14 protein-coding genes are annotated in these 20,060 nt (G+C 73.2%); 9 read left to right on the top strand and 5 right to left on the bottom strand.

Annotation, left to right across the window (positions count from 1 at the left end):
• Window positions 1-3 precede the first annotated feature (3 nt).
• Window positions 4-7,236 (bottom strand): amino acid adenylation domain-containing protein, encoded by a 7,233-nt coding sequence (locus AC1Z4A_RS29925; RefSeq protein ID WP_483683000.1) that lies wholly within the window; start codon window positions 7,234-7,236, stop codon window positions 4-6.
• Between the two features lie 155 nt (window positions 7,237-7,391).
• On the opposite strand from AC1Z4A_RS29925, the gene AC1Z4A_RS29920 reads away from it, so the two are divergent.
• Window positions 7,392-8,522, top strand: a complete 1,131-nt coding sequence (locus AC1Z4A_RS29920; protein WP_483682999.1) for a M20 family metallopeptidase — start codon at window positions 7,392-7,394, stop codon at window positions 8,520-8,522.
• Between the two features lie 315 nt (window positions 8,523-8,837).
• Here AC1Z4A_RS29920 and AC1Z4A_RS29915 read toward each other — a convergent pair whose 3' ends face one another.
• The 3 genes from AC1Z4A_RS29915 to AC1Z4A_RS29905 all read right to left on the bottom strand — a co-directional run bounded on the left by AC1Z4A_RS29915 (window position 8,838) and on the right by AC1Z4A_RS29905 (window position 10,707).
• The gene (locus tag AC1Z4A_RS29915; protein WP_483682998.1) at window positions 8,838-9,848 is read right to left on the bottom strand and encodes an ABC transporter substrate-binding protein; all 1,011 of its coding nucleotides are present in this window, start codon (window positions 9,846-9,848) and stop codon (window positions 8,838-8,840) included.
• A 198-nt stretch (window positions 9,849-10,046) separates the two neighbouring features.
• On the bottom strand, window positions 10,047-10,244 hold the full coding sequence (locus AC1Z4A_RS29910) for a hypothetical protein (protein WP_483682997.1): 198 nt from the start codon (window positions 10,242-10,244) through the stop codon (window positions 10,047-10,049).
• An 88-nt stretch (window positions 10,245-10,332) separates the two neighbouring features.
• Entirely contained in the window at window positions 10,333-10,707 is a 375-nt protein-coding gene (locus AC1Z4A_RS29905; RefSeq protein WP_483682996.1) for a hypothetical protein, read from the bottom strand.
• 214 nt (window positions 10,708-10,921) lie between these two features.
• On the opposite strand from AC1Z4A_RS29905, the gene AC1Z4A_RS29900 reads away from it, so the two are divergent.
• From AC1Z4A_RS29900 to AC1Z4A_RS29875, 6 genes are all read left to right on the top strand, one after another.
• Window positions 10,922-12,136 carry a serine hydrolase domain-containing protein gene (locus AC1Z4A_RS29900; RefSeq protein WP_483682995.1) on the top strand — a complete coding sequence of 405 codons (1,215 nt, stop codon included), beginning with the start codon at window positions 10,922-10,924 and terminating at the stop codon, window positions 12,134-12,136.
• Window positions 12,137-12,220: 84 nt separating this feature from the next.
• A complete protein-coding gene (locus AC1Z4A_RS29895) occupies window positions 12,221-13,579 on the top strand; it encodes a type I glutamate--ammonia ligase (protein WP_483682994.1) in 1,359 nt (452 codons plus the stop codon).
• Window positions 13,579-14,724 carry an amidohydrolase family protein gene (locus tag AC1Z4A_RS29890; protein ID WP_483682993.1) on the top strand — a complete coding sequence of 382 codons (1,146 nt, stop codon included), beginning with the start codon at window positions 13,579-13,581 and terminating at the stop codon, window positions 14,722-14,724. The genes AC1Z4A_RS29895 and AC1Z4A_RS29890 overlap by 1 nt, the downstream gene beginning before the upstream one ends.
• Window positions 14,725-14,872: 148 nt before the next feature.
• Entirely contained in the window at window positions 14,873-15,184 is a 312-nt protein-coding gene (locus AC1Z4A_RS29885; RefSeq protein ID WP_483682992.1) for a hypothetical protein, read from the top strand.
• Between the two features lie 96 nt (window positions 15,185-15,280).
• Complete coding sequence (locus AC1Z4A_RS29880) at window positions 15,281-15,568, top strand: hypothetical protein (RefSeq protein ID WP_483682991.1); 288 nt, start codon at window positions 15,281-15,283, stop codon at window positions 15,566-15,568.
• 18 nt (window positions 15,569-15,586) lie between these two features.
• The gene (locus AC1Z4A_RS29875) at window positions 15,587-15,829 is read left to right on the top strand and encodes a hypothetical protein (protein ID WP_483682990.1); all 243 of its coding nucleotides are present in this window, start codon (window positions 15,587-15,589) and stop codon (window positions 15,827-15,829) included.
• Here AC1Z4A_RS29875 and AC1Z4A_RS29870 read toward each other — a convergent pair.
• A complete protein-coding gene (locus AC1Z4A_RS29870; RefSeq protein WP_483682989.1) occupies window positions 15,817-17,004 on the bottom strand; it encodes an aminotransferase class V-fold PLP-dependent enzyme in 1,188 nt (395 codons plus the stop codon). The genes AC1Z4A_RS29875 and AC1Z4A_RS29870 overlap by 13 nt on opposite strands.
• A gap of 187 nt (window positions 17,005-17,191) precedes the next feature.
• Here AC1Z4A_RS29870 and AC1Z4A_RS29865 point away from each other — a divergent pair, with 187 nt between their 5' ends.
• Window positions 17,192-18,736, top strand: coding sequence for an alpha/beta hydrolase (locus tag AC1Z4A_RS29865; RefSeq protein WP_483682988.1), 1,545 nt, complete (start codon window positions 17,192-17,194; stop codon window positions 18,734-18,736).
• A 66-nt stretch (window positions 18,737-18,802) separates the two neighbouring features.
• Window positions 18,803-20,047 carry a glycosyltransferase gene (locus AC1Z4A_RS29860; protein ID WP_483682987.1) on the top strand — a complete coding sequence of 415 codons (1,245 nt, stop codon included), beginning with the start codon at window positions 18,803-18,805 and terminating at the stop codon, window positions 20,045-20,047.
• Window positions 20,048-20,060: the final 13 nt, after the last annotated feature.

Raw genomic sequence — 20,060 nt, 5'->3', positions numbered from 1 at the left:
GGGTCAGTTCTCCAGGTTCTGCAGGTGGTCGGCGATGACGCTCGCGATGTGCGCGATCGGTTCGGGCAGGGTCATGTCCTTGTGCGAGCAGGCGACGTTCGTGTTGTCGATCCGCCCGGTCACATAGGGGGTCCAGGTCTCCGGTGTGAGGGTGTCGTCGATGGTGTCGACGGTGGCCCGGAAGAAGAGCGCGTCGCCCTTGAAGACGCGGTGGTCGAAGGCGCGCACCAGGTGGTTGGTGTTGAGGTAGGTGCGGTTGAGGGCGTCGAAGGTGGCGTCGTCGAGGCTGGCCAGCGGGGAGCCCTCGCGGCGCAGCACCTCGATGACGTGGGCCAGCTCCAGCGGCTTGCCCTCCAGGCTGTCGGGGCCGTAGCCGCCCATGGTGAGCAGCGCCTCCAGGGCCTCGGCCTGGTCGGGCACGGGCAGCTCGCGGAAGCCCTCGGCCGGGTAGGCGTCGAGGATGGCGAGCAGTTCGACCTCGGCGCCGAGGTCCTGCAGCCGGGTGGCCATGGCCTGGGCGATGATGCCGCCGGTGGACCAGCCCAGGAGGCGGTACGGGCCTTCGGACTGAACCTCGCGGATCCGGTCGACGTAGTGCGCGGCCAGCTCCTCCAGGGTGCCCGGCAGCGGCAGGGCGGCGGTGGCCGTGCCGACGCCCTGGGCCTGGAGGCCGTAGATCGGCACGTCGGCGGGCAGGTGGCGGATGAGGCCGGCATAGCACCAGCTGAGGCCGCCGGCCGGGTGCACGCAGTACAGCGGTGCCTTGTCCCCGTCCTTCGCCGGGCGCAGCGGCAGCAGCACGTCGAGGGCGTCCGTGCCTTCCGCCGCGTCCAGGGCGGCGTCGAGGGCGGCCACGGTGGGCGCCTGGAAGACGGTGCCGATGCCGACGTCGGCGCCGAGCGCGGCCTTGATACGGCCGGCGAGGCGCACGGCGAGCAGCGAGTGGCCGCCGAGGTCGAAGAAGTTGTCGTCCACGCCGACCCGGGGCAGCCCCAGGACGTCCGCGAAGATCGCGCAGAGCTGTTCCTCGCGGGGGCCGCGCGGGGCCCGGCCCTCGGTGACGGCGGCGGCGAGGTCGGGGGCGGGCAGCGCCTTGCGGTCGAGCTTGCCGTTGGCGGTCAGCGGCAGCCGGTCGAGGAGGACGACGGCCGACGGGACCATGTGGACGGGCAGTTCGGTGCCGGCATGCTCGCGCAGCAGGGCCGGGGTGGTCTCGCGGGCGGGCACCGCGTAGGCGACCAGGCGCTTGTCGCCGGGGGTGTCCTCGCGGACCACGACGGCCGCGTCGGCGACGTCGGGGTGCTCGGCCAGGACGGCCTCGATCTCGCCGAGTTCGATGCGGAAGCCGCGGATCTTCACCTGGTGGTCGGCGCGCCCGAAGTACTCGAGGATGCCGTCGGGACGGCGGCGGGCGAGGTCGCCGGAGCGGTACATCCGGCTGCCGCGCTCGCCGAAGAGGCGGGCGAAGGGGTCGGCGACGAATCGTTCCGCCGTGAGGGCGTGCCGGCCGAGGTAGCCGCGGGCCAGGCCTTCTCCGGCGACGTACATCTCGCCGGTGACGCCGGGCGGCACGGGCCGGAGGTGCTCGTCGAGGACGTAGACGCGCAGGTCGGGGATGTTGACGCCGATGGTGCTGGAGGTTCCGGCGGCGGCGCTCGCGCGGTCGAGGGCGACGTACGAGACGTGGACGGTCGTCTCGGTGATGCCGTACATGTTGACGAGCGTCGGCGCGTCGTCGGCGTGGCGGGCGTACCAGTCGTCGAGGCGGCCGAGTTCGAGGGCCTCGCCGCCGAAGACGACGTAGCGCAGGGCCAGTTCACGGCCCGGATTTGCGCTGTTTTGTTGACTGTCTGCGGCCATCAGCTGGTAGAACGCGGACGGCGTCTGGTTGAGGACGGTCACGCGCTCGTCGGCCAGCAGGCCGAGGAAGGCCGCCGGGTCGCGGCTGACCAGGTGCGGGACGACCACGAGCCGGCCGCCGTGCAGCAGCGCTCCCCACAGCTCCCACACCGAGAAGTCGAAGGCGTAGGAGTGGAAGAGCGTCCAGACGTCGTGCTCGTCGAAGCCGAACCAGTGGTCGGTGGCGGAGAACAGCCGGGCGACGTTGTGGTGGGTGACGGGCACGCCCTTGGGGCGGCCGGTGGAGCCCGAGGTGTAGATGACGTACGCGACGTCGCCGGGCCGCTGGGCCCGGGTGCGGTCCGCGTCGGTGAGGTCCGCGGGCGCGTACGCCCCGGCCTCGGTGCCGTCCACGAGGACGGTCGGCAGGTCGTGGGCAGGGATGCGGCCGGCGGTCGCGGTGTCGGTGACGACGGCGGCCGGGGCGGCGTCGGCGAGCATGTAGGCGAGGCGGTCGGCCGGGTAGTCCGGGTCCATGGGGAGGTAGGCGGCGCCGGACTTGGCGACGGCCAGCAGGCCGGTGACCAGTTCGAGGGAGCGGGGCAGGGCGAGCGCCACGATGGCGCCGGGGCCGATGCCGCGCGCGGCGAGCAGCCTGGCCAGGCGGTTGGCGCGGGCGGACAGCTCGGCGTAGGTGAGGGATGCGCCGTCGCAGGTCACGGCCGTGCGGTCCGGGTGGCGGCGGGCGGCGTCCTCGTACAGCTCGACGAGGGTCCGCTCGGCCGGAGCGGGGGTGGTGGTGCCGGTGTTCCACTCGACGAGGGTGCGGTGGAGTTCCTGCTCGTCGAGGAGCGGGAGCCGGCCGACGGGGGTGTCTGGGTGGGCGGCGGCCGCGGCGAGCAGGCGGGCGAGGTGGGTGGAGAGACGTTCCGCCGTGCCGGCGTCGAAGAGGTCCGTGCGGTACTCGAGGAAGCCGGAGATGCCGCCGCCGGGCTGCTCCCCCGCGTTGAGGGTGAGGTCGAACTTGGCGGTGCCGGAGGGGACCGCGGTGGTGCGGGCGCTCAGTCCGGGACCCATGGCGAACTCGGTGTCGGGCAGCGACTGCCAGGCGAGCATCACCTGGAAGAGCGGGTGCCGGGCGAGGGAGCGGCGCGGGTTGAGGTCTTCGACCAGCCAGTCGAAGGGCAGGTCGGCGTGCTCGTGGGCGGCCAGCGTGGAGGTGCGGACGCGGTCGAGCAGGGTGCGGAAGGTCGGGGCGCCCGAGGTGTCGGTGCGCAGCACCAGGGTGTTGACGAAGAACCCGACGAGTCCGGCGGTCGTGTCGTCGTCGCGTCCGGCGACGGGCGTGCCGATGGGGATGTCGGTGCCGCAGCCGTAGCGGGTGAGGAGGGCCGCGAGGGCCGCCTGGACGACCATGAAGACGCTGCTGCCGGTGGTGCGGGCGAGCGAGGCGACGGCGGCGTGCGCGGTGGCGTCGAGCCGGAAGGGGACGGTGTCGCCCTGGTAGGAGGCGACGGCCGGGCGGGTGTGGTCGGTGGGGAGGTCGAGCAGGTCGGGGACGCCGGCCAGGCGCTCCCGCCAGTAGTCGAGCTGCGGTGCGGCGAAGGCGCTGGGCCGGTCGGCGGAGGCGCCGAGGAAGCGCTGCTGCCAGAGGGTGTAGTCGGCGTACTGGACGGGGAGCGGCGCGAACTCGGGTGCGCGGCCTTCGGCGCGGGCCGCGTAGGCGGTGGCGAGGTCCCGGGCGAGCGGGGTGGTGGAGGCGCCGTCTCCGGCGATGTGGTGGAGGAGCAGGAGCAGCGTGTGGCTGTCCGCGCCGTCCGTGAACAGCGTGACGCGCAGCGGCGGTTCGGCGGCCAGGTCGAAGCAGTGCCGGACGGCCTCGGTGAGGTTCGCCGACGCGGGCGCGACGTGCAGCTCGGGGCGGGCCTGCGCAGGGGGCAGGATCCGCTGGCGGGGCTCGTTGTCAGTGGCCGGGTATACCGTCCGGAGTGTCTCGTGACGCTCGGTGAGGTCGCCGAGGGCGAGGCGCAGCGCGTCCCGGTCGACGGGGCCGGTGAGGTTGAGGAGGAGCGGGATGTTGTACGTGGGGCTGGGGCCTTCGAGGCGGTGCATGAACCACAGCCGCTTCTGTGCCGGGGAGAGCGGCAGCGGCTCCTCGCGGCGCGCGGGGGCGAGTTCGGGGCGTTCCGCGGCCCCGCCCGGGGCCGGGCCGCCGGCGGCGAGCGCGGCGAGGGCGGCCGGGGTGGGGTTGCGGAAGACGTCGGCCAGGGTGACGGCCCCCTCCTGGCGGTGGCCCTGCCGGCCGCGGATCGCGGCCGCGAGACGGCCCGCGAGCAGCGAATGGCCGCCCAGGTCGAAGAAGTTGGCGTCCGCCGAGACGGGGGTGTCCGCATCCAGGCCCAGCACCTGGGCGAAGAGTTCGCACAGGTCGGCCTCCGCGCGGGAGGCGGGAGCCCGGTGGGCCGCGCCCGCGGCCGTGCCGGTGGGCTCGGGGTCGGGCAGCGCCCGTATGTCGAGCTTGTCGTTGGCGGTGCGGGGCAGCGCGTCGAGGACGAGGATGTGGGCGGGCACCATATGGCCGGGCAGCCGGCCGGCGAGGTGGTCGGTCAGCAGGCCCGGATCGGCGGTGGCGCCTTCGGTGAGGACGGCGTAGCCGAGGAGCCGCTTGCCGGTGGCGGTGTCGCGGGCGATGACGGCGGCCTGGGCGACCTCGGGGTGCTCGGCCAGGGCGGCCTGGATCTCGCCGAGTTCGATGCGGAAGCCGCGGATCTTGATCTGGTCGTCGGCGCGGCCGAGGAATTCGAGGGTGCCGTCAGGGCGGCGGCGCACGAAGTCGCCGGTGCGGTACATGCGGGCGCCGGGCTCGCCGTGCAGGGCGCCGAAGGGGTCGGCGGTGAAGCGCTCGGCGGTGAGGTCGGGGCGGTTCAGGTAGCCGGCGGCCAGGCAGGCGCCGGCGATGTACAGCTCGCCGGTGACGCCGGGGGCGGCCGGGCGCAGGGAGCCGTCGAGGACGTACGCCCGCGAGCCGCGCACGGGGCGGCCGACGGCCGTGCCGTCGCCCTCGGGGCCGGTGAGCCAGTAGTAGGCGTCGACGGTGGTCTCGGTCGGGCCGTAGAGGTTGATGGGGCTGAGGCCCTCGGTGGCGGCCAGGCGCTGCCACAGCGGCTCGGGCACGGGCTCGCCGCCGACGACGACCAGGGCGGGGCGGTGCCGGTCCGCGTCGAGGAGGCCTTCGGCGACGAGGGCCTCGACGTAGGAGGGGGTGGCGTCCAGGTAGTCGATGCGGTGCTCGTGGACGTAGGCGGTCAGGACGGCAGGGTCACGGTAGGCGGTGTCGTCCAGGAGGTGCAGTTCGTGGCCGTGGACCATCCAGATGACGGGGTCCCAGGAGGCGTCGAAGGCGAAGGAGGCGCTGTGCGCGATCCGCAGCCGGTCCCGTCCGGTGCGCTCCAGGGCGGGGGCGACGTGGTCGCTGCCGTGCCCGGCGTGGAGGTTGGCGAGGGAGGCGTGGGTGACGAGGACGCCCTTCGGGCGGCCGGTGGAGCCGGAGGTGTGGATGACGTACGCGGGCTGCCGGAGCGCCGGGGCGGCGGGAGCCGTGCCGGGCCGGGCGTCGATGCGGGCGCGGGTGGCGGGGTCGTCGAGCAGCAGGGTGGGTATCCCGTGCTGCGGCAGGCCGCGCACGGCGTCGGCGGTGCCGACGATGCAGCCGGGCCGGGTGTCGTCCAGGACGGCGGTGATGCGCTGTTCGGGGTGGCCGAGGTCGAGCGGCTGGCAGACGCCGCCCGCCTTGAGGACGGCGAGGAGGGCGACGACCGTGTCCGTGCTGCGGGGCAGGGCGAGCGCCACGGCGCTCTGCGCGCGCAGGCCCGAGGCGAGCAGCTCGTGGGCGAGGCGGTTGGCGGCGGCGTCGAGTTCGGCGAAGGTGAGGGCGTGCGCGCCGCTGCGCACCGCGACGGCTGCGGGGGTGCGGGCGGCCTGCTCGGCGAAGAGTTCGGGCAGGGTGCGCTCGGGGGCGGGCTCGGTGCGGCCCGCGGTGGCGGCGCGGATCTCCTCGGCGTCCAGCAGGTCGATGGTGCCCACGGGCCGCTGCGGGTCGTCCAGGAGCAGGCCGGCCAGCCCGTCGAGGTAGCGGCGCAGGCCGTGTTCGTGCTCGGCGAGCGAAGGGGCGTCGTAGCGGGCGGGGTTGGCGTCCAGACCGAGGCGCACGGAGCCGTCGGGCGCCGGGGTGACGGCCAGGGCGAGGTCGTCGACGGGGCCCGCGGCGAGGTTGCGCACCACGCCGGGCAGGCCGCCGAACTCCAGGTCGCCCTCGAACGCCTTGATGTTCACCATGGGCCCGAACAGCGGCTGCTCGTCGACGGTGAGGCCGAGGTCGTGGCGCAGGTCCTCCAGCCGGTAGCGCTGGTGGCGGCGGACGGCCCGGACCTCGAGGACGACGCGGCGCAGGAGTTCGGCGCCGGTGTCCTGGGGGCGCACGGCGATGCGCAGCGGCATGACGTTCACCATCATGGCGGGCGTGCGCAGCGCGGCGGGGCCGCGGCGGTTCATCAGCGGAAGGCCGAGGACGACGTCCTGGGCCCCGGTGACGCGGTGCAGATAGCCGGCGGTGGCGGCGATGAGGAGTTCGGCCCAGGTGGCCCGGACGGCGTGGGCGGCCGCCTCCAGGCGGGCCAGGGAGCCGGCGGGGAGTCCGGCGGTGTGGCGCAGGACGGCTCCGGCGGCGGCCGCCGGGCGGTCGGAGAGGGAGACGGGCTCCGGCCGGTCGGCGAGGCGTTCGCGCCAGAAGTCGCGGTCGGTGGCACGGCGTTCGCCGGAGGTGTAGCCGGCCTCGTCGTCGACGAGTTCCCGCAGGGTGCCGAAGGGGTTGGGAGTGGGCTCGGCCCCGTCGGCGAGGGCGGTGTAGACCTCGGCGACGCGGCGGCCTATGAGGGTCAGGGCGTAGGCGTCGACGGCGAAGTGGTGGACGCGCTGGTACCACCAGTGGCGGTCGTCCGCGACGCGCAGGAGGGCCTGGGTGACCAGCGGGCCGCGGGTGAGGTCCACAGGGTGGGCGAGGTCGGCGGTCATCCACGCCTCGGCCTCCTCCTCCGGCCGTGCGGTCGTGCGGAGGTCGAGGCGGTGCAACTGCCAGTCGTGGGCGGCCACGCGCTGCGCCGGGGTGTCTCCCTCGGTGACGGCGAGGAGCGCCAGCGTCTCGGCCTCCCGGACCGTGCGCCGCAGGGCCTGCTCGAACAGTGCCTCGTCGAGGGGGCCGGTGATCTCCACGCAGTCGCCCGTGTTGTAGACCGGGCTGTCAGGAGCGAGTGCCTGGGCGTAGAGGATCCCGGACTGTGCGGCGAGCAGCGGAAGTTCGGGCAGTTCGGCAGGAGCGGTCTCGTCCTGGTGGTGACGCATGGCGTGGGGACTCCCGATATGAGGCAAACGTTCCTGGTCACACCGGACCCCCCGGTGCGTCAGCTTAGGTAAGCCTAAGCTATTTTTTGATCGCTTGTGAGAGCAGCCCCGCGCAGTGCGGGCGCGCCGGGACACAGTAGACACAGGAGTCGGACATGACAGTGAACGAGCGCTTGAAATCCGCCATGCGCGAGCGGGTTTCGGCCCACCGTGAGCAGCTCCTGGACCTCAGCCGCCGCATCCACGCGCACCCCGAGACGGCGTTCGCCGAGCACCGGGCGGCCGGTTGGTGCGCCGAGGTCCTGCGCGAGCACGGCTTCGCGGTCACGGCGCCCGCGTTCGGACTGGAGACGGCCTTCTCCGCGACCGCCGGGTCCGGCCCGGTCACCGTGGCCATCGCCTGCGAGTACGACGCGCTGCCGGGGCTCGGCCACGCCTGCGGCCACAATCTGATCGCCGCGGCCGGGGTGGGCGCCGCGCTCGCCCTGGCGCCGTACGCCGGTGAACTGGGGCTGACCGTCCGCGTCCTGGGCACTCCGGCCGAGGAGCGGGGCGCCGGAAAGGCGCTGCTGCTGGAGGCCGGGGCCTTCGACGGGGTGGACGCCGCGATGATGGTGCATCCGTGCCCGTTCGAGGTCGCCGAGTTCCGCTCGTTCGCGCTGGGCACCCTGTCCGTCGAGTACCGGGGCAGGGCCGCGCACGCCAGCCTCAACCCCTACGAGGGCCGCAACGCGGCCGACGCCCTGACGGTGGCTCAGGTGGCGCTGGGGCTGCTGCGCCAGCAGTTGCCGCCGCACTGGAAGGTGCACGGCGTGACGACCGGTGCCGGTACGTCCCCGAACACGATCCCCGACCGGGCCACCGCGGAGTACGAGATCCGGGCCTCGGCCGCGGAGGACCTGCGGGAGCTGCGGGAGCGCGTGGAGGCGTGCTTCCGTGCGGGCGCGCTCGCCGCGGGCTGCGAGGTGACGCTCACCCGCCCGGAGCCGGACTACCTCGACTTCCGCACCGATGCGGAGCTGGTCTCCCTCTGGCGGGCCAACGCCCGCGCCCTCGGGCGGCCCGAGCCGGAGCGGCGGGAAGCGTTCGCCTGCACGGACATGGGGAACGTGTCGCACGTGGTGCCCTCGATCCATCCGGTGCTGGACATCACGGGTGGCGCGTGCGGGCCGCACGAGGCGGAGTTCACGGAGGCCGCGGTGTCGGCCGAGGCGGAGCGGGCGATTGTGGACGGGGCGGTCGGGATGGCGTGGACGGCGGCGGACTTTGCGAGCGGTCGGGCGTAGAGGGGTGCCGGGGGTTCTTTCCCCACCCCGCCCCTTCCCGAACTGGGGCTTCGCCCCAGACCCCGGACCGCGTTTCGCGCGCCACGCGGCGGAGCCGCACATCGAGCGCAGCCTCAAACGCCGGACGGGCTGGAAAATCCAGCCCGTCCGGGGGCACCTCCTGGGGGCACCCCCAGCGGTAGCTGGGGGAGGTAGCTGGGGGAGTTTGAGGACCGGGGGTCCGGGGGCAGAGCCCCCGCCCTGCGGCGGAGCCGCATATCGGATACAGCGGGAAGGGGCGGGGTGGGGAAAGGCCCGCCGCAGGCGCCCACCGCGTCAGGACTTCTTCAGCGCCTTGCTGATGTCGTCGATGACGACCTGGCTCGCCAGCGGGCCCCCGCGCGTCGACCACACCGAGCCGTCCACCGTCACCGCGTGGTTCTTCTTCACCGCGTTCAGCTCCTTGAACGCCGGCTTCTCCTGCACATCCTTCAGCGCCTTCTCGCCGTCCGAGGTGAGCGTGGAGAGGAACAGCCAGTCGCCGTCGATCTCGTTGATCTTCTCCAGGCTGAGCGGCGGGGTGTGGGCGTTGCCGTCCTTGTCCTGCGTCTTGGGGCGCTTCAGCCCCATGTCCAGGGCGACGCCGCTCGCGAACTGCTTCTTCTCCATCCAGCTGGGACCCTCCGGGTTCCAGCGGACGATGCTGACCTCGGCGCCCTTGTTCTCGCCCAGCTCCTCGCCGGCCTTCTTGGCGTTGGCCTCGTAGTCGGTGATGACCTTGTTGGCCTTGTCCAGGCTGTTGACGGCGTTGCCGATGCCCCGGAAGGAGAGCTTCCAGTCGTCGGTCGGGGCCATCGTGACCAGCGTGGCCGGAGTGATCTCGCGGAGCTGCTTGAGGACCTGCTCGTCCTGCATGTCGCCGGCGAGGATGAGGTCGGGCTTGGCGGCCAGGACCTTGTCCATCACCGGCTGGAGCAGGTTACCGACGACCGTGATGCCCTTGGCCTTGTCCTCGAGGTAGGCCGGGGGCTTGTTCAGGCCCTGGCCGTTGGTGATGCCGACCGGCTTGATGCCCAGCGCGAGGACCGCGTCCAGGTCCTCCTGCGTGAGCGTCACGACCCGCTTGGGGTGCGCGGGCACCTTGACCGTCGTACCGGTCGCATCCTTGATCGTGCGCGTCTCACCGGAGCCGGAGCCGGATCCCGAGTCGCTCGCCGCCTTGTCGGACCCGGAGTCCGAGTCCGAGCCGCAGCCGGTCAGCAGCAGCGCGGCCGCACCCACGGCGGCAAGAGCCTGGGCCGCACGGCGCGGGGCGGACAGCAGAAGGCGGCGATGGGACGAGGTCATCAAGAACTCCGGGCGTTGAAAGGCGAAAAGGCGTCAGGACGTCGGAAAAGAATCAGAAAAGGCCGGGCATGCGTCCGGCTGTGCGAGGGATCGCTCCCACAGCCGGACGCCATGGATATTAGGTTAGCCTTACCTTAAAGTCACCCCGCAGCCGGGGGCCCGCCCGCCGCCACCTGCCGAGGAGCGGGCCCCGGGCCGCTACCCCCGGCGCAGCAGCCGGGCGAGTACCCTCGGCCGGCGCCCCGCGGACCGGTCGGCACCCCTCTCCGCCGAGGGGGTTTCCCCGCAGTCCTCGACCACGACGGGGGCCGGTTCGGGCTCGGGCTGGGGCCGGAAGGCCCGGTATGCCTCGGCGCGCACATAGGCGCCGAGCGCACGCGCGGTATCGATGCGCATGACGTCACTCCTGCTGTCCATCTGTCGGCATGCCGAAAAAGAACGCACGACGCCCCGCCCCCGGCGACGGGAGCGGGGCGGGGCCTTCTCAGCAGCGCAGAACGGAGTGACGGGCGCGATCGGCGGCGGCGATGGCGCCGCCCGGCCAGGACGGCACGGCCTGCCGCCCGGAGAGTCCCCCGGTCTCTCCGGCGGCAGACACAAGGGCCGGCGGGCGGTCGCGCCCACCCGCCGGCCTCCCCACCCTCCCGGGCCGCGGAATGCATTGCTCCGGTACACAGACGACACAGTCGTCGGAAACGAAGTCCGTCACGGGAGCGGAGGCGGGGGCCTCGTCCCGCAGCGAGGCGTAGCCGATCGCGTCGGACACCGCACCGGACAGGGTCAGCAGCAGGGCAGCCAGCATCGCAACCGCGACCCGCACGACGGGCTGCGGTGCAGCAGGGCGGCCCCATACCGACACACACCAAGCGTAGTTGGACAATTACCTTGGGTGCATTCCGTCGTTCGGGTGAGCTTGCCCGCGCGTCACACCCCCGGCCGTCCCGTCACGTTGTGAAGATCCGATGAAAGGCTGTCCGAAACTGACTCTCCGCCCGAAGCCCGGCTCAACGCCGCAGCCGCCCAACGGAGTCCTGGGTGGCGTATCCGATCCGTCGAGCGGAGAGGCAGGGCACATGACCGTACGGACCGTACGCAGAGCACTGGTGGGAGCAGTGGCGGCAGCCGCGCTGACCGCCACCGCCCTCACCACGAGTGCATCGGCCGGCACCGACGCCGGGCACGGCCGGCACGGCGCCACCCGGGCCGCGCTGGAGGCTCAGGTGGAGGCCGGGGTACCTGGCGCCCTCGGTCAGGTTCAGGACGAACACGGCACCTGGAGCGGCGCCGCGGGCGTCGCCGACCTCACCAACCGGCGGCCGCGCCTGCCCGAGGACCGCTTCCGGGTCGGCAGCATCACCAAGGCCTTCGTGTCGACCGTCCTCCTCCAGTTGGAGGCCGAGGGCAGGGTCGACCTCGACGACACGGTCGAGCAGTGGCTGCCCGGCGTGGTCCACGGCAACGGCCACGACGGCAACTCCATCACCATCCGCAGGCTGCTCAACCACACCAGCGGCATCTTCAACTACACCGAGGACCCGGCCCTCCGCGAGCAGTTCTCGACGGGCTTCTACGAGCACCGCTACGACACCCGCACGCCCGCCGAGCTGGTGGCGGTCGCCATGACCCACGCGCCCTCCTTCCGGCCCGGCGGGGGCTGGCACTACTCCAACACCAACTACGTCCTCGCCGGGATGATCGTGGAGAAGGTCACCGGCCACACCTACGCCTCCGAGATCGAACGGCGCGTCATCGACCGGGCGGGGCTGCGCTCCACCACGCTCCCCGGCACCTCCCCCCGGATGCCCTCGCCGCACGGCCGCGCGTACAGCAAGCTCTTCGCCACCGCGCCGGACGCGAAGATCCACGACACCACCGAACTCAACCCCTCCTGGGCCGGGGCGGCAGGCGAGATCGTCTCCACCGCGGGCGACCTCGACCGGTTCTACCGCGCGCTGCTGGGCGGCACCTTGCTGCCGGAGCGCCAGCAGCGGGAGCTCCTCACGACCGTACCGGTGAAGGCCGATGCTCAGGCGGGCGACGGCTACGGGCTGGGCATCTCCTCCTCGACGCTGTCCTGCGGCCGGACCGTCTGGTTCCACAGCGGCGGCATCCACGGCTCCACCTCCCTGGCGAGCGCCACGCCCGACGGCCGCCACACCGCCGCCTTCAACCTCAACGGCGACTGGGCGGGCAACCTCGGTCAGCTGCTGGAGGCCGAGTACTGCGGCAAGCCGCCCGCCGCCACCGAGGCATCGGCCACCGTGGCGAAGCTCACCTCGTTGCGCTGAGTCCGCCCCGTCATGAGGTGTAATCCGGGCGGTTCTTGACCAGAATCTCTCGACACAACCGTCTTCCCAGGTGAGGAGCGAGCCGTGGACAGGTCGGAACGGGAGCGCGCGGAGTCCGCCGCCCGGCAGCAGGCCGCGCAGCTCACCGCACAGAACGTCCGCGGCATCGCACTCACCTGGGTGGACAACGCGGGCATCAGCCGCGTCAAGGCCGTCCCCACCGCGCGGCTCGCGCACGCCGCCCGGTGGGGCGTGGGCATGTCGCCCTGCTTCGACGTCTATCTCGTCGACGACTCCAGCGTCACCAGCCGGCACATCGGCGGACCCGACGGGGACCTGCGGCTCTTCCCCGACCTCGACCGGCTCACCGTCCTCGCCGCCCAGCCGGGCTGGGCCTGGGCGCCCGCCGACCGGTACGAGCAGCACGGCGGCCCGTACGCCGCGTGCCAGCGGCAGTTCGCCCGGCGCATGGCCGAGCGGGCCGCGGAGCGCGGGCTCCGGCTGACCATGGGCTTCGAGACCGAGTGGGTGGTCACCCGCGCGGACGCGCCGGAGAAGGAGATGCGCTATCCCTGCGCCGGACCGGCCTACGGCATGACGCGGGTCGCCGAGCTGTCCGACTACCTCCTGGACGTCCTCGACGCGCTCACCGCCCAGCAGGTGGACGTGCTCCAGATCCATCCCGAGTACTCCCCCGGCCAGTTCGAGGTGTCGGTCGCCCCGGCGGACCCCGTCGGCGCGGCCGATCTCTCCGTGCTGGTCCGCGAGACCATCCGGGCCGTGTCCCTGCGGCACGGCCTGGCGCCCTCCTTCGCCCCGGTCGTCGAGCCCGGCGGCGTCGGCAACGGCGCGCACCTGCACTTCGGGCTCTGGCAGGACGACCGCAACCTGTGCCGGGACGGCGACGGCCCCTACGGCATGACGGCCCTGTGCGAGGGTTTCCTGGCCGGGGTGCTGAGGGAGCTGCCCGCCCTGCTCGCCCTGGGCGCGCCCACGCCCGCGAGCTATCTGCGGCTGGAGCCCTCGCGCTGGGCCGGGGCCTACCAGTGCTGGGGCCTGGAGAACAGGGAGGCGGCCCTCCGTTTCATCGCGGGGGCGCCGGACGACGCGGGCGGCGCCAATGCCGAGGTCAAGTGCTTCGACCCGGCGGCCAACCCCTATCTGGTGACCGGCGCCGTCATCGCCGCCGGGCTGGCCGGCGTCGACCGCGGTCTGACCCTGCCGCCGCCGGTCGCGGGCGACCCGGCCGTCAAGGGCGGGCAGCAGCGCCTGCCCACGTCACTGCCCGAGGCCCTGGACCACTTCGAGCACTCGGTGCTGCTGCGCGAGGCGCTCGGGGACCCGCTCTTCGAGGCCGTCGCCGCCGTCCGCCGGGGAGAGACCGCGCTCTTCGACGGCGTCCCGCCGCAGGAGATCGCGGCCGCCACCCGAGGGCGGTACTGATGGCCTCCGTTCCCGTACCGCCGCTGGTGGACCAGCACTGCCACGGAGTGCTCCGCGGCGAACTCGACGCCGCCGCCTTCGCCTCGTTCCTCACCGAGTCCGACGCCCCGGCGGCCCCCGGCACCGATTACTTCGACAGCCAGCTCGGCTTCGCGCTGCTCCGTCTGTGCCCGCCGCTGCTGGACCTGGAGCCGCACTGCCCGCCGGAGCGCTATCTCGCCCGCCGCCGCGAGCTGGGCGCGGAGGAGGTCACCCGGCGGCTGCTCGCCGCCTGCGGCATCGCCGACTTCGTGGTGGACACCGGGCTGCCGGGCGACCTGCTGGGCCCCCGGGAGACAGCGGCCGCGAGCGGGGGCGCCGGACAGCACGAGACGGTACGGCTGGAGAGGCTGGCCGAATGGCTCGCCGACCGCGCCGGCAGCCTCTCCGCCTTCCTCGACGACCTGGCCGGCGCCGTCCGGGAGGCGGCCCGCACCGCCGTCGGCTTCAAGTCCGTGGTGGGGTACCGGCACGGACTCGGCTTCGAGCCCGGGCCGCCGGCCGGGGCCGAGGTGCGCGCGGCCGCCGACCGGTGGCTCGCCGGACGGGCCCCAGGCGGCCGGCTGGCCGACCCGGTGCTGCTGCGCCACTTGTTGTGGTCCGCCGCGGAGACCGCGCTGCCCCTCCAGCTGCACACCGGCTTCGGCGACCCCGACCTGCGCCTGGACCGCTGCGATCCGCTGCTCCTCACCGACTTCGTCCGGGCCGTGCGCCCCACGGGCTGCACGCTGGTCCTGCTGCACGGCTACCCCTTCCACCGCGGAGCCGGCTATCTCGCCCACGCCTTCCCGCACGTGTACGCCGACGTCGGGCTGGCGCTCACCCACACCGGGGCGCGGGCGACGGCCGTGCTGGCGGAGATGCTGGAGCTGGCGCCGTTCGGGAAGGTCATGTTCTCCACGGACGCGTACGGGCTCCCGGAGCTGTATGTCGTGGGCGCGGAGCTGTACCGGCAGGGGCTTGCCCGGCTGCTGGCGGGCTGGGTGGACGCGGGCGAGTGGTCGGCCCGGGGCGCCGAGCGGGTAGCGGCCATGGTCTCGGCGGACAACGCCCGCCGCGTGTACGGGCTCCCCGGCGGGCCCCCGCCCACGTCATTATTCGAATAAAGCAGCGCTGTTCGGATAAAGCAGCGTCGTTCAGGTGAAGCAGCACCGTTCGTGTGAAGCCGCCCGGCTGTCTGCCCGGCCTCCGCGCGATCGCGGTAGCTTCGCGGCGGTCCGTACCCGAAGCCGTGGCAAAGGGGCATTCCGCAGCATGCGACATCCGATCCGCGCCCTGGGCGCGCTGGCGTCGGCCGGGGCCCTCGTCCTCCTCGCGCCGCCCGGGGCACGGGCCGCCACGGGGACGTTCACGTACTACACGCTGCGCGGTGCCATGGCGCACGAACTGGCGAATCCCGTGGACGGGCAGTGCTACCCGGTCGGCGAGGCCCAGGGCGTCACCGGAAACGAAACGGACCGCAACGCCTATCTCTACGACACCCCCGACTGCCGGGGCGCTGCTGCGTATTTCCCGGCCGGGTTCTACCGGGTCGAAACGTTTCAGAGCGTGCTTTTCCTGCGGTAGTTCCGCGCGGGCGCACGTGCCCGCGCGGTTTCCCCTGATACTGCGGCACGATTTCGCTACTCTGTGGCGGTCGAGCCGCCGAAGCGGGGAGGACCCATGGGCACCGGACAGGCGTGGAGCATCGAACGAATTCACGACGCCCTGGGCAGTCCCGGCCTTTCCGAGCGTTTTGCCGGTGAGATCGGCCAGGCCCCGGCCCACGAAGTGCTGACCGTATTCGCGAAGTGGCAGGGCATCGCCGAGCGCACGCTCGCCGCGGTCGAACGGGGACGGCAGGCCGCGGCCGCCGAGGCCGCCGGCCGCGAGGTTCCCGGCGAGTGGATCGACATCACCCAGAAGGTCCAGGAGGACGCCGCCCTCATTCGCGCCCGCGGTGCCGCCTAGAGCTGCCACGCTGGGCCGGTGTATGCGCTCAAGTACGACGCGACGATAGCGGCCGTCTGGGATTCCCTCCCGCAGCCGGTGAGCGAACAGCTGAGCGACGTCCTCGCCGCGGCCTGCACGGACCCGTTCGCGGCGACCGTGCCGTACGGCGAGGACGACGGAATCATGCGCATGCTCGTTCTGGACGAGGTGTTCGTCGTCATCTATCTGGGGCACCAGACGAAGACCCTGCACATCTACCAGATCGACTACCTGGGCTGAGGCTGCCGTCCGAGGGCGGCGAGGACGGCCACGGCCCGGTCGATCTCCTCCTCGGTGTTGTAGTAGTGCGGCGAGAGTCTCACCAGCGGGTGGACCCCCCGCACCTCGGCGTCGAATTGCGCATATTCGGGCAGGGTGGTGCTCACGTTGATGCCCTCTCGGGCCAGCGCAGCCTTGACGTCGTCGGCCGCCACCCCGTCGAACGCGGCGGTCACGATGGCGCAGCGCTCGCTGCCCAGGTCGTGGGTGGCCGCCCCCGGCAGCGCGTCGATCCGCTCCCGCAGCGCGGCGCCCAGGGCCACGGTGCGCCCGCCGATCGCGTCGAGGCCCAGTTCCAGCGCCTGGCGCACGGCGCTGCCCAGCCCCAGGACGTTGGCATAGCTCATCTCGAACGTCCCGAACCGCTGTGCCCCCGCCCGCCAGGCGAAGCCGCGCTTGCCGTCCCAGATCGCCGCGGAGGTCTCGGCGAAGGGCGGCTCGAGGCGGTCCAGCAGCCCGGTGCGCACCCAGAGGAATGCGGTGCCGCGCGGCCCGCGCAGGTACTTGCGGCCGGTGGCGGTGAGCATGTCGCAGCCGATCCGCCCGACGTCCACGGGGAGCTGACCGACCGACTGGGTGGCGTCCAGCAGGTAGGGCACCCCGGCCCGGCGGGTGATGTCACCGATGGCGGCGGCCGGGTTGACCAGGCCGCCCGCGGTGGGGACGTGGCAGACGGACACCAGCTTCACGCGCTCGTCCAGCAGCTCCGCGAGCGCGGCGGTGTCCAGCCGGCCCGAGGCGTCGTCGGGGACCACGACGACCTCGGCTCCGGTGCGCTGGGCAACCTGCAGGAGGGCCAGCACATTGCTGCCGTACTCCGCACGCCCCGTCAGGATCCGGTCGCCGGGCCCGAAGGAGAAGGAGCCGAAGGCGGACCGCCAGGCGTGGGTGGCGTTGTCGAAGAGGGCCACCTCGTCGGCGCGCCCGCCCACGAGTTCGGCGACGGCGGCGTACGTGTCCTCCATGGCCGCCAGTTGTTCGTTCGCGGCCTCGTAGCCTCCGATGCGGGCCTCCAGTGCGAGGTGGGAGGTGACCGCTTCGAGGGTCTGCCGGGAGAGCAGCCCGGCTCCGGCGTTGTTGAGGTGTACGCGGTGGGCGCAGCCGGGGGTGTCGCGGCGGAGTGCGGCGATGTCCATGGCGGGTGGACCTCCTGTCGGCGAGGGGTCGGTCGCCGGTCGACTCCATCACGGAACCGTGCCGGGCGACAGCCCTGTTCGAGGGGTGGTACCAGTGCCACCCCCGATTCGGATACTGGCGGGATCGATCGGGACCCCCTGTGCGCCGGAACATTGATCCCGCAAGCGCACCCGCCCAGGAGGATCGATGTTCAAGTTCGCGAAGTCACGGCGTACGGCGTCCGCTCTGTCGACCGCGGTGATGGCCGCCATAGCCGTGACGGCGCTGCCGGCGTCCGCTGCGCACGCCCAGTCGCCCGTCCCGGGCCGCTACGCACAGCAGAAGCTGGACTGGCAGCCCTGCCAGGACTCGTCGCTGGAGTGCGCAACGATGGCAGTGCCGCGTGACTGGCACCACCCCGGCGCCGGCCCGGACCTGACCATCGCGGTCTCCCGGCACAAGGCGAGCGACCCGGCCAAGCGTCGCGGCGTGCTGATGATGGCCGCAGGGGGCCCGGGCGGCCTGGGGCTGAAGAGGCCCCAGTACCTGGCCGGAGGCTCGAAGGCGGTGGACTCCGCGTACGACGTGGTCAGCTTCGACCAGCGCGGGGTCGGCCGCAGCACCAAGGCGGTGTGCGAGAGCGACGCGGAGTTCGCGGACTTCCTCACCGGGGACTTCCGGGACCGCTCCCCCGCCGACGTGCAGAAAGTGGTGAACCGCTCGCGGAAGTTCGCCGAGGACTGCCGGAGCCGCAGCGGAGACCTGCTCCCCTACCTCACGACCGAGCAGACGGTGCGTGACATGGACCTGTTCCGGTCGCTCCTCGGGGAACGGAAGATCTCGTACTACGGCGCCTCCTACGCCACGATGGTCGGCGCCTACTACGCGACGCTGTTCCCCGAGCACGTCGAGCGCGCGGTGCTGGACAGCAACATCGCGTTCAACGGCACCTGGGAGAGCTTCATGAAGGAGCAGCCGATGAGCTTCCAGCGCCGCTTCGAGCAGGACTTCCTCCCCTGGATCGCCAAGTACGACGACGTCTACCACTACGGCACCTCGGCCGCGGAGGCGAAGGCGAAGTGGGAACAGCGGCGCAGTGCCCTGCGCGAGCACCCCATCAAGGCCGGTGACACGGTGATCGGGCCCAACCAGCTGGACAACGGCACGATCCAGGCGATCTACAACGCGGGTCAGGGCTTCCAGCCGCTGGCCGGGGCGCTGGCGGCGCTCGACCACTGGGACACGGCCCAGCCGCAGGAGAAGGCGCTCGCCGGCAAGGTCTTCGGCTCGTACTCCAACTCCGACTTCTTCGCCGAGTACTTCTCCGTGACCTGCAACGACACCCCGTGGACCCATGACATGGACTACTGGATCGCGCGCAGCGCCAAGGACACCGCCGAGCGGCCGCTCGTCGGCGCCCGCGAGCTGGCCTTCTCCTCGGTCTGCGCGGCCTGGCCCAAGTCGTCGGCGCCGAAGGTGAAGGTCACCGGGGCAGGCCTGCCGACCACACTGATGGTCAACTCGGTGCACGACCCGGCCACCTACTACGAGGCCGCCGTGCGGGCGCACCGCGCGCTGCGCGGCTCCCGTCTGGTCACGGTCACCGGCGACGGCGACCACGGCCAGTTCGAGAACGGCAACGCCTGCGTGGACGACATCGTCAATGGCTACCTCGTCTCGGGCACGGCGCCGCAGCACGACACGACCTGCGCCGCCAAGCCGCTGCCCGTCCCCGCTGGGGCGGCGAAGTAGCGGCGTGCCGTATCCGGGCCGGGTCCGCTCTCGTTGACCCGGCAGGGCGGCGGAAGGGCCGGGGAGATGCGCATCCAGATCATCACAGCGGGCACCACGGGGTCGGTGGCCCCCTACACCGGCCTCGGCCACCGGCTGCTGGCCGAGGGGCACGACGTGGAGATCGTCGCCCACGCCAGGTTCGCGGAGCTGGTGGAGTGCTGCGGTCTGCGGATGCAGGTCCTCGCGGCGGATCCGTTCGAGGAACTCATCGGGGCGCACAACCGCCTGCAGGGCGCGGGGCGTTCGCCGCGCGCCCTGCGTGAATTCGTCCGCGCCACCGAGCGGGCGGCGCTCTCGCTCGTCGACGGGATCCTCGCGGCGGCCGATCCCAAGGCCGATCTGATGCTGCTCTCCTCGCTCGCCGCGCCGATCGGCAGGGTGGTCGCGCAGTACCACGCCGTCCCGAGCATGGGCGTCTTCCTCCAGCCCGATACCCCGACGGCGGCCTTCCCGCCGTGCACGACGGCCTGGCGGCCGCCGGGCCAGGCCAACCGGCTGCGGGGCATCGCCGCCAACGCCCTCCTGGACACGCTGTACGCCGCCGCCCACCGGAGCCTGCACACGCGGCTGGGGCTGCCCCGGCTCGGCGGGCACCGGCTGCGGCGGGAGCGGGAGCGGAGCCGGTGGCCCATCTGGCACGGCTTCAGCCCCTCGGTGGTGCCCCGGCCCGCGGACTGGCGCCCGGGCCTGCGCATCGCGGGCTACTGGTGGCCGCACGAGTGCCCGGACTGGCAGCCGCCCGCGTTCGTCACCGACTTCCTCGCGGCCGGACCGCCGCCGGTCTTCGTGGGCTTCGGCAGCATGATGCCCGGCGATCCGGAGCGGCTGGCCGCGGTCACGGCCCGTGCGCTGCGGCAGGCGGGGCTGCGCGGAGTGGTCCAGTCCGGCTGGGCCGGGCTGTCCGTGGTGGACGACGACGTCATCACCGTGGGCCCGCTCCCGCACGGCTGGCTCCTGCCGCGCATGGCGGCGGTGGTCCACCACGCCGGGGCCGGGACGACCGCGGCCGGGCTGCGGGCCGGGGTGCCGGCCGTGCCCGTACCGGTCTTCACCGACCAGCCCTGGTGGGCCGCCCGGCTGGTGCGGCTGGGCGTGAGCCCCGGGATCCTGCCCCATGCCGGGCTGACCGCGGACCGGCTGGCCACCGCGCTGCGGCACGCCACGCGCGACGGCCGGTTCGCCCGGCGGGCCGTGACGGTGGCGGGCCGGCTGGGCCGGGAGGACGGGGCCGGGACCGTCGCCCGGGCCGTCGCGGAGCTGGCCGGCTGACGCCGCCCCGGCA

The organism is Streptomyces sp. 17_S59 (genome assembly GCF_056930295.1).
This window is presented reverse-complemented; position numbering and strand designations above follow the sequence as displayed.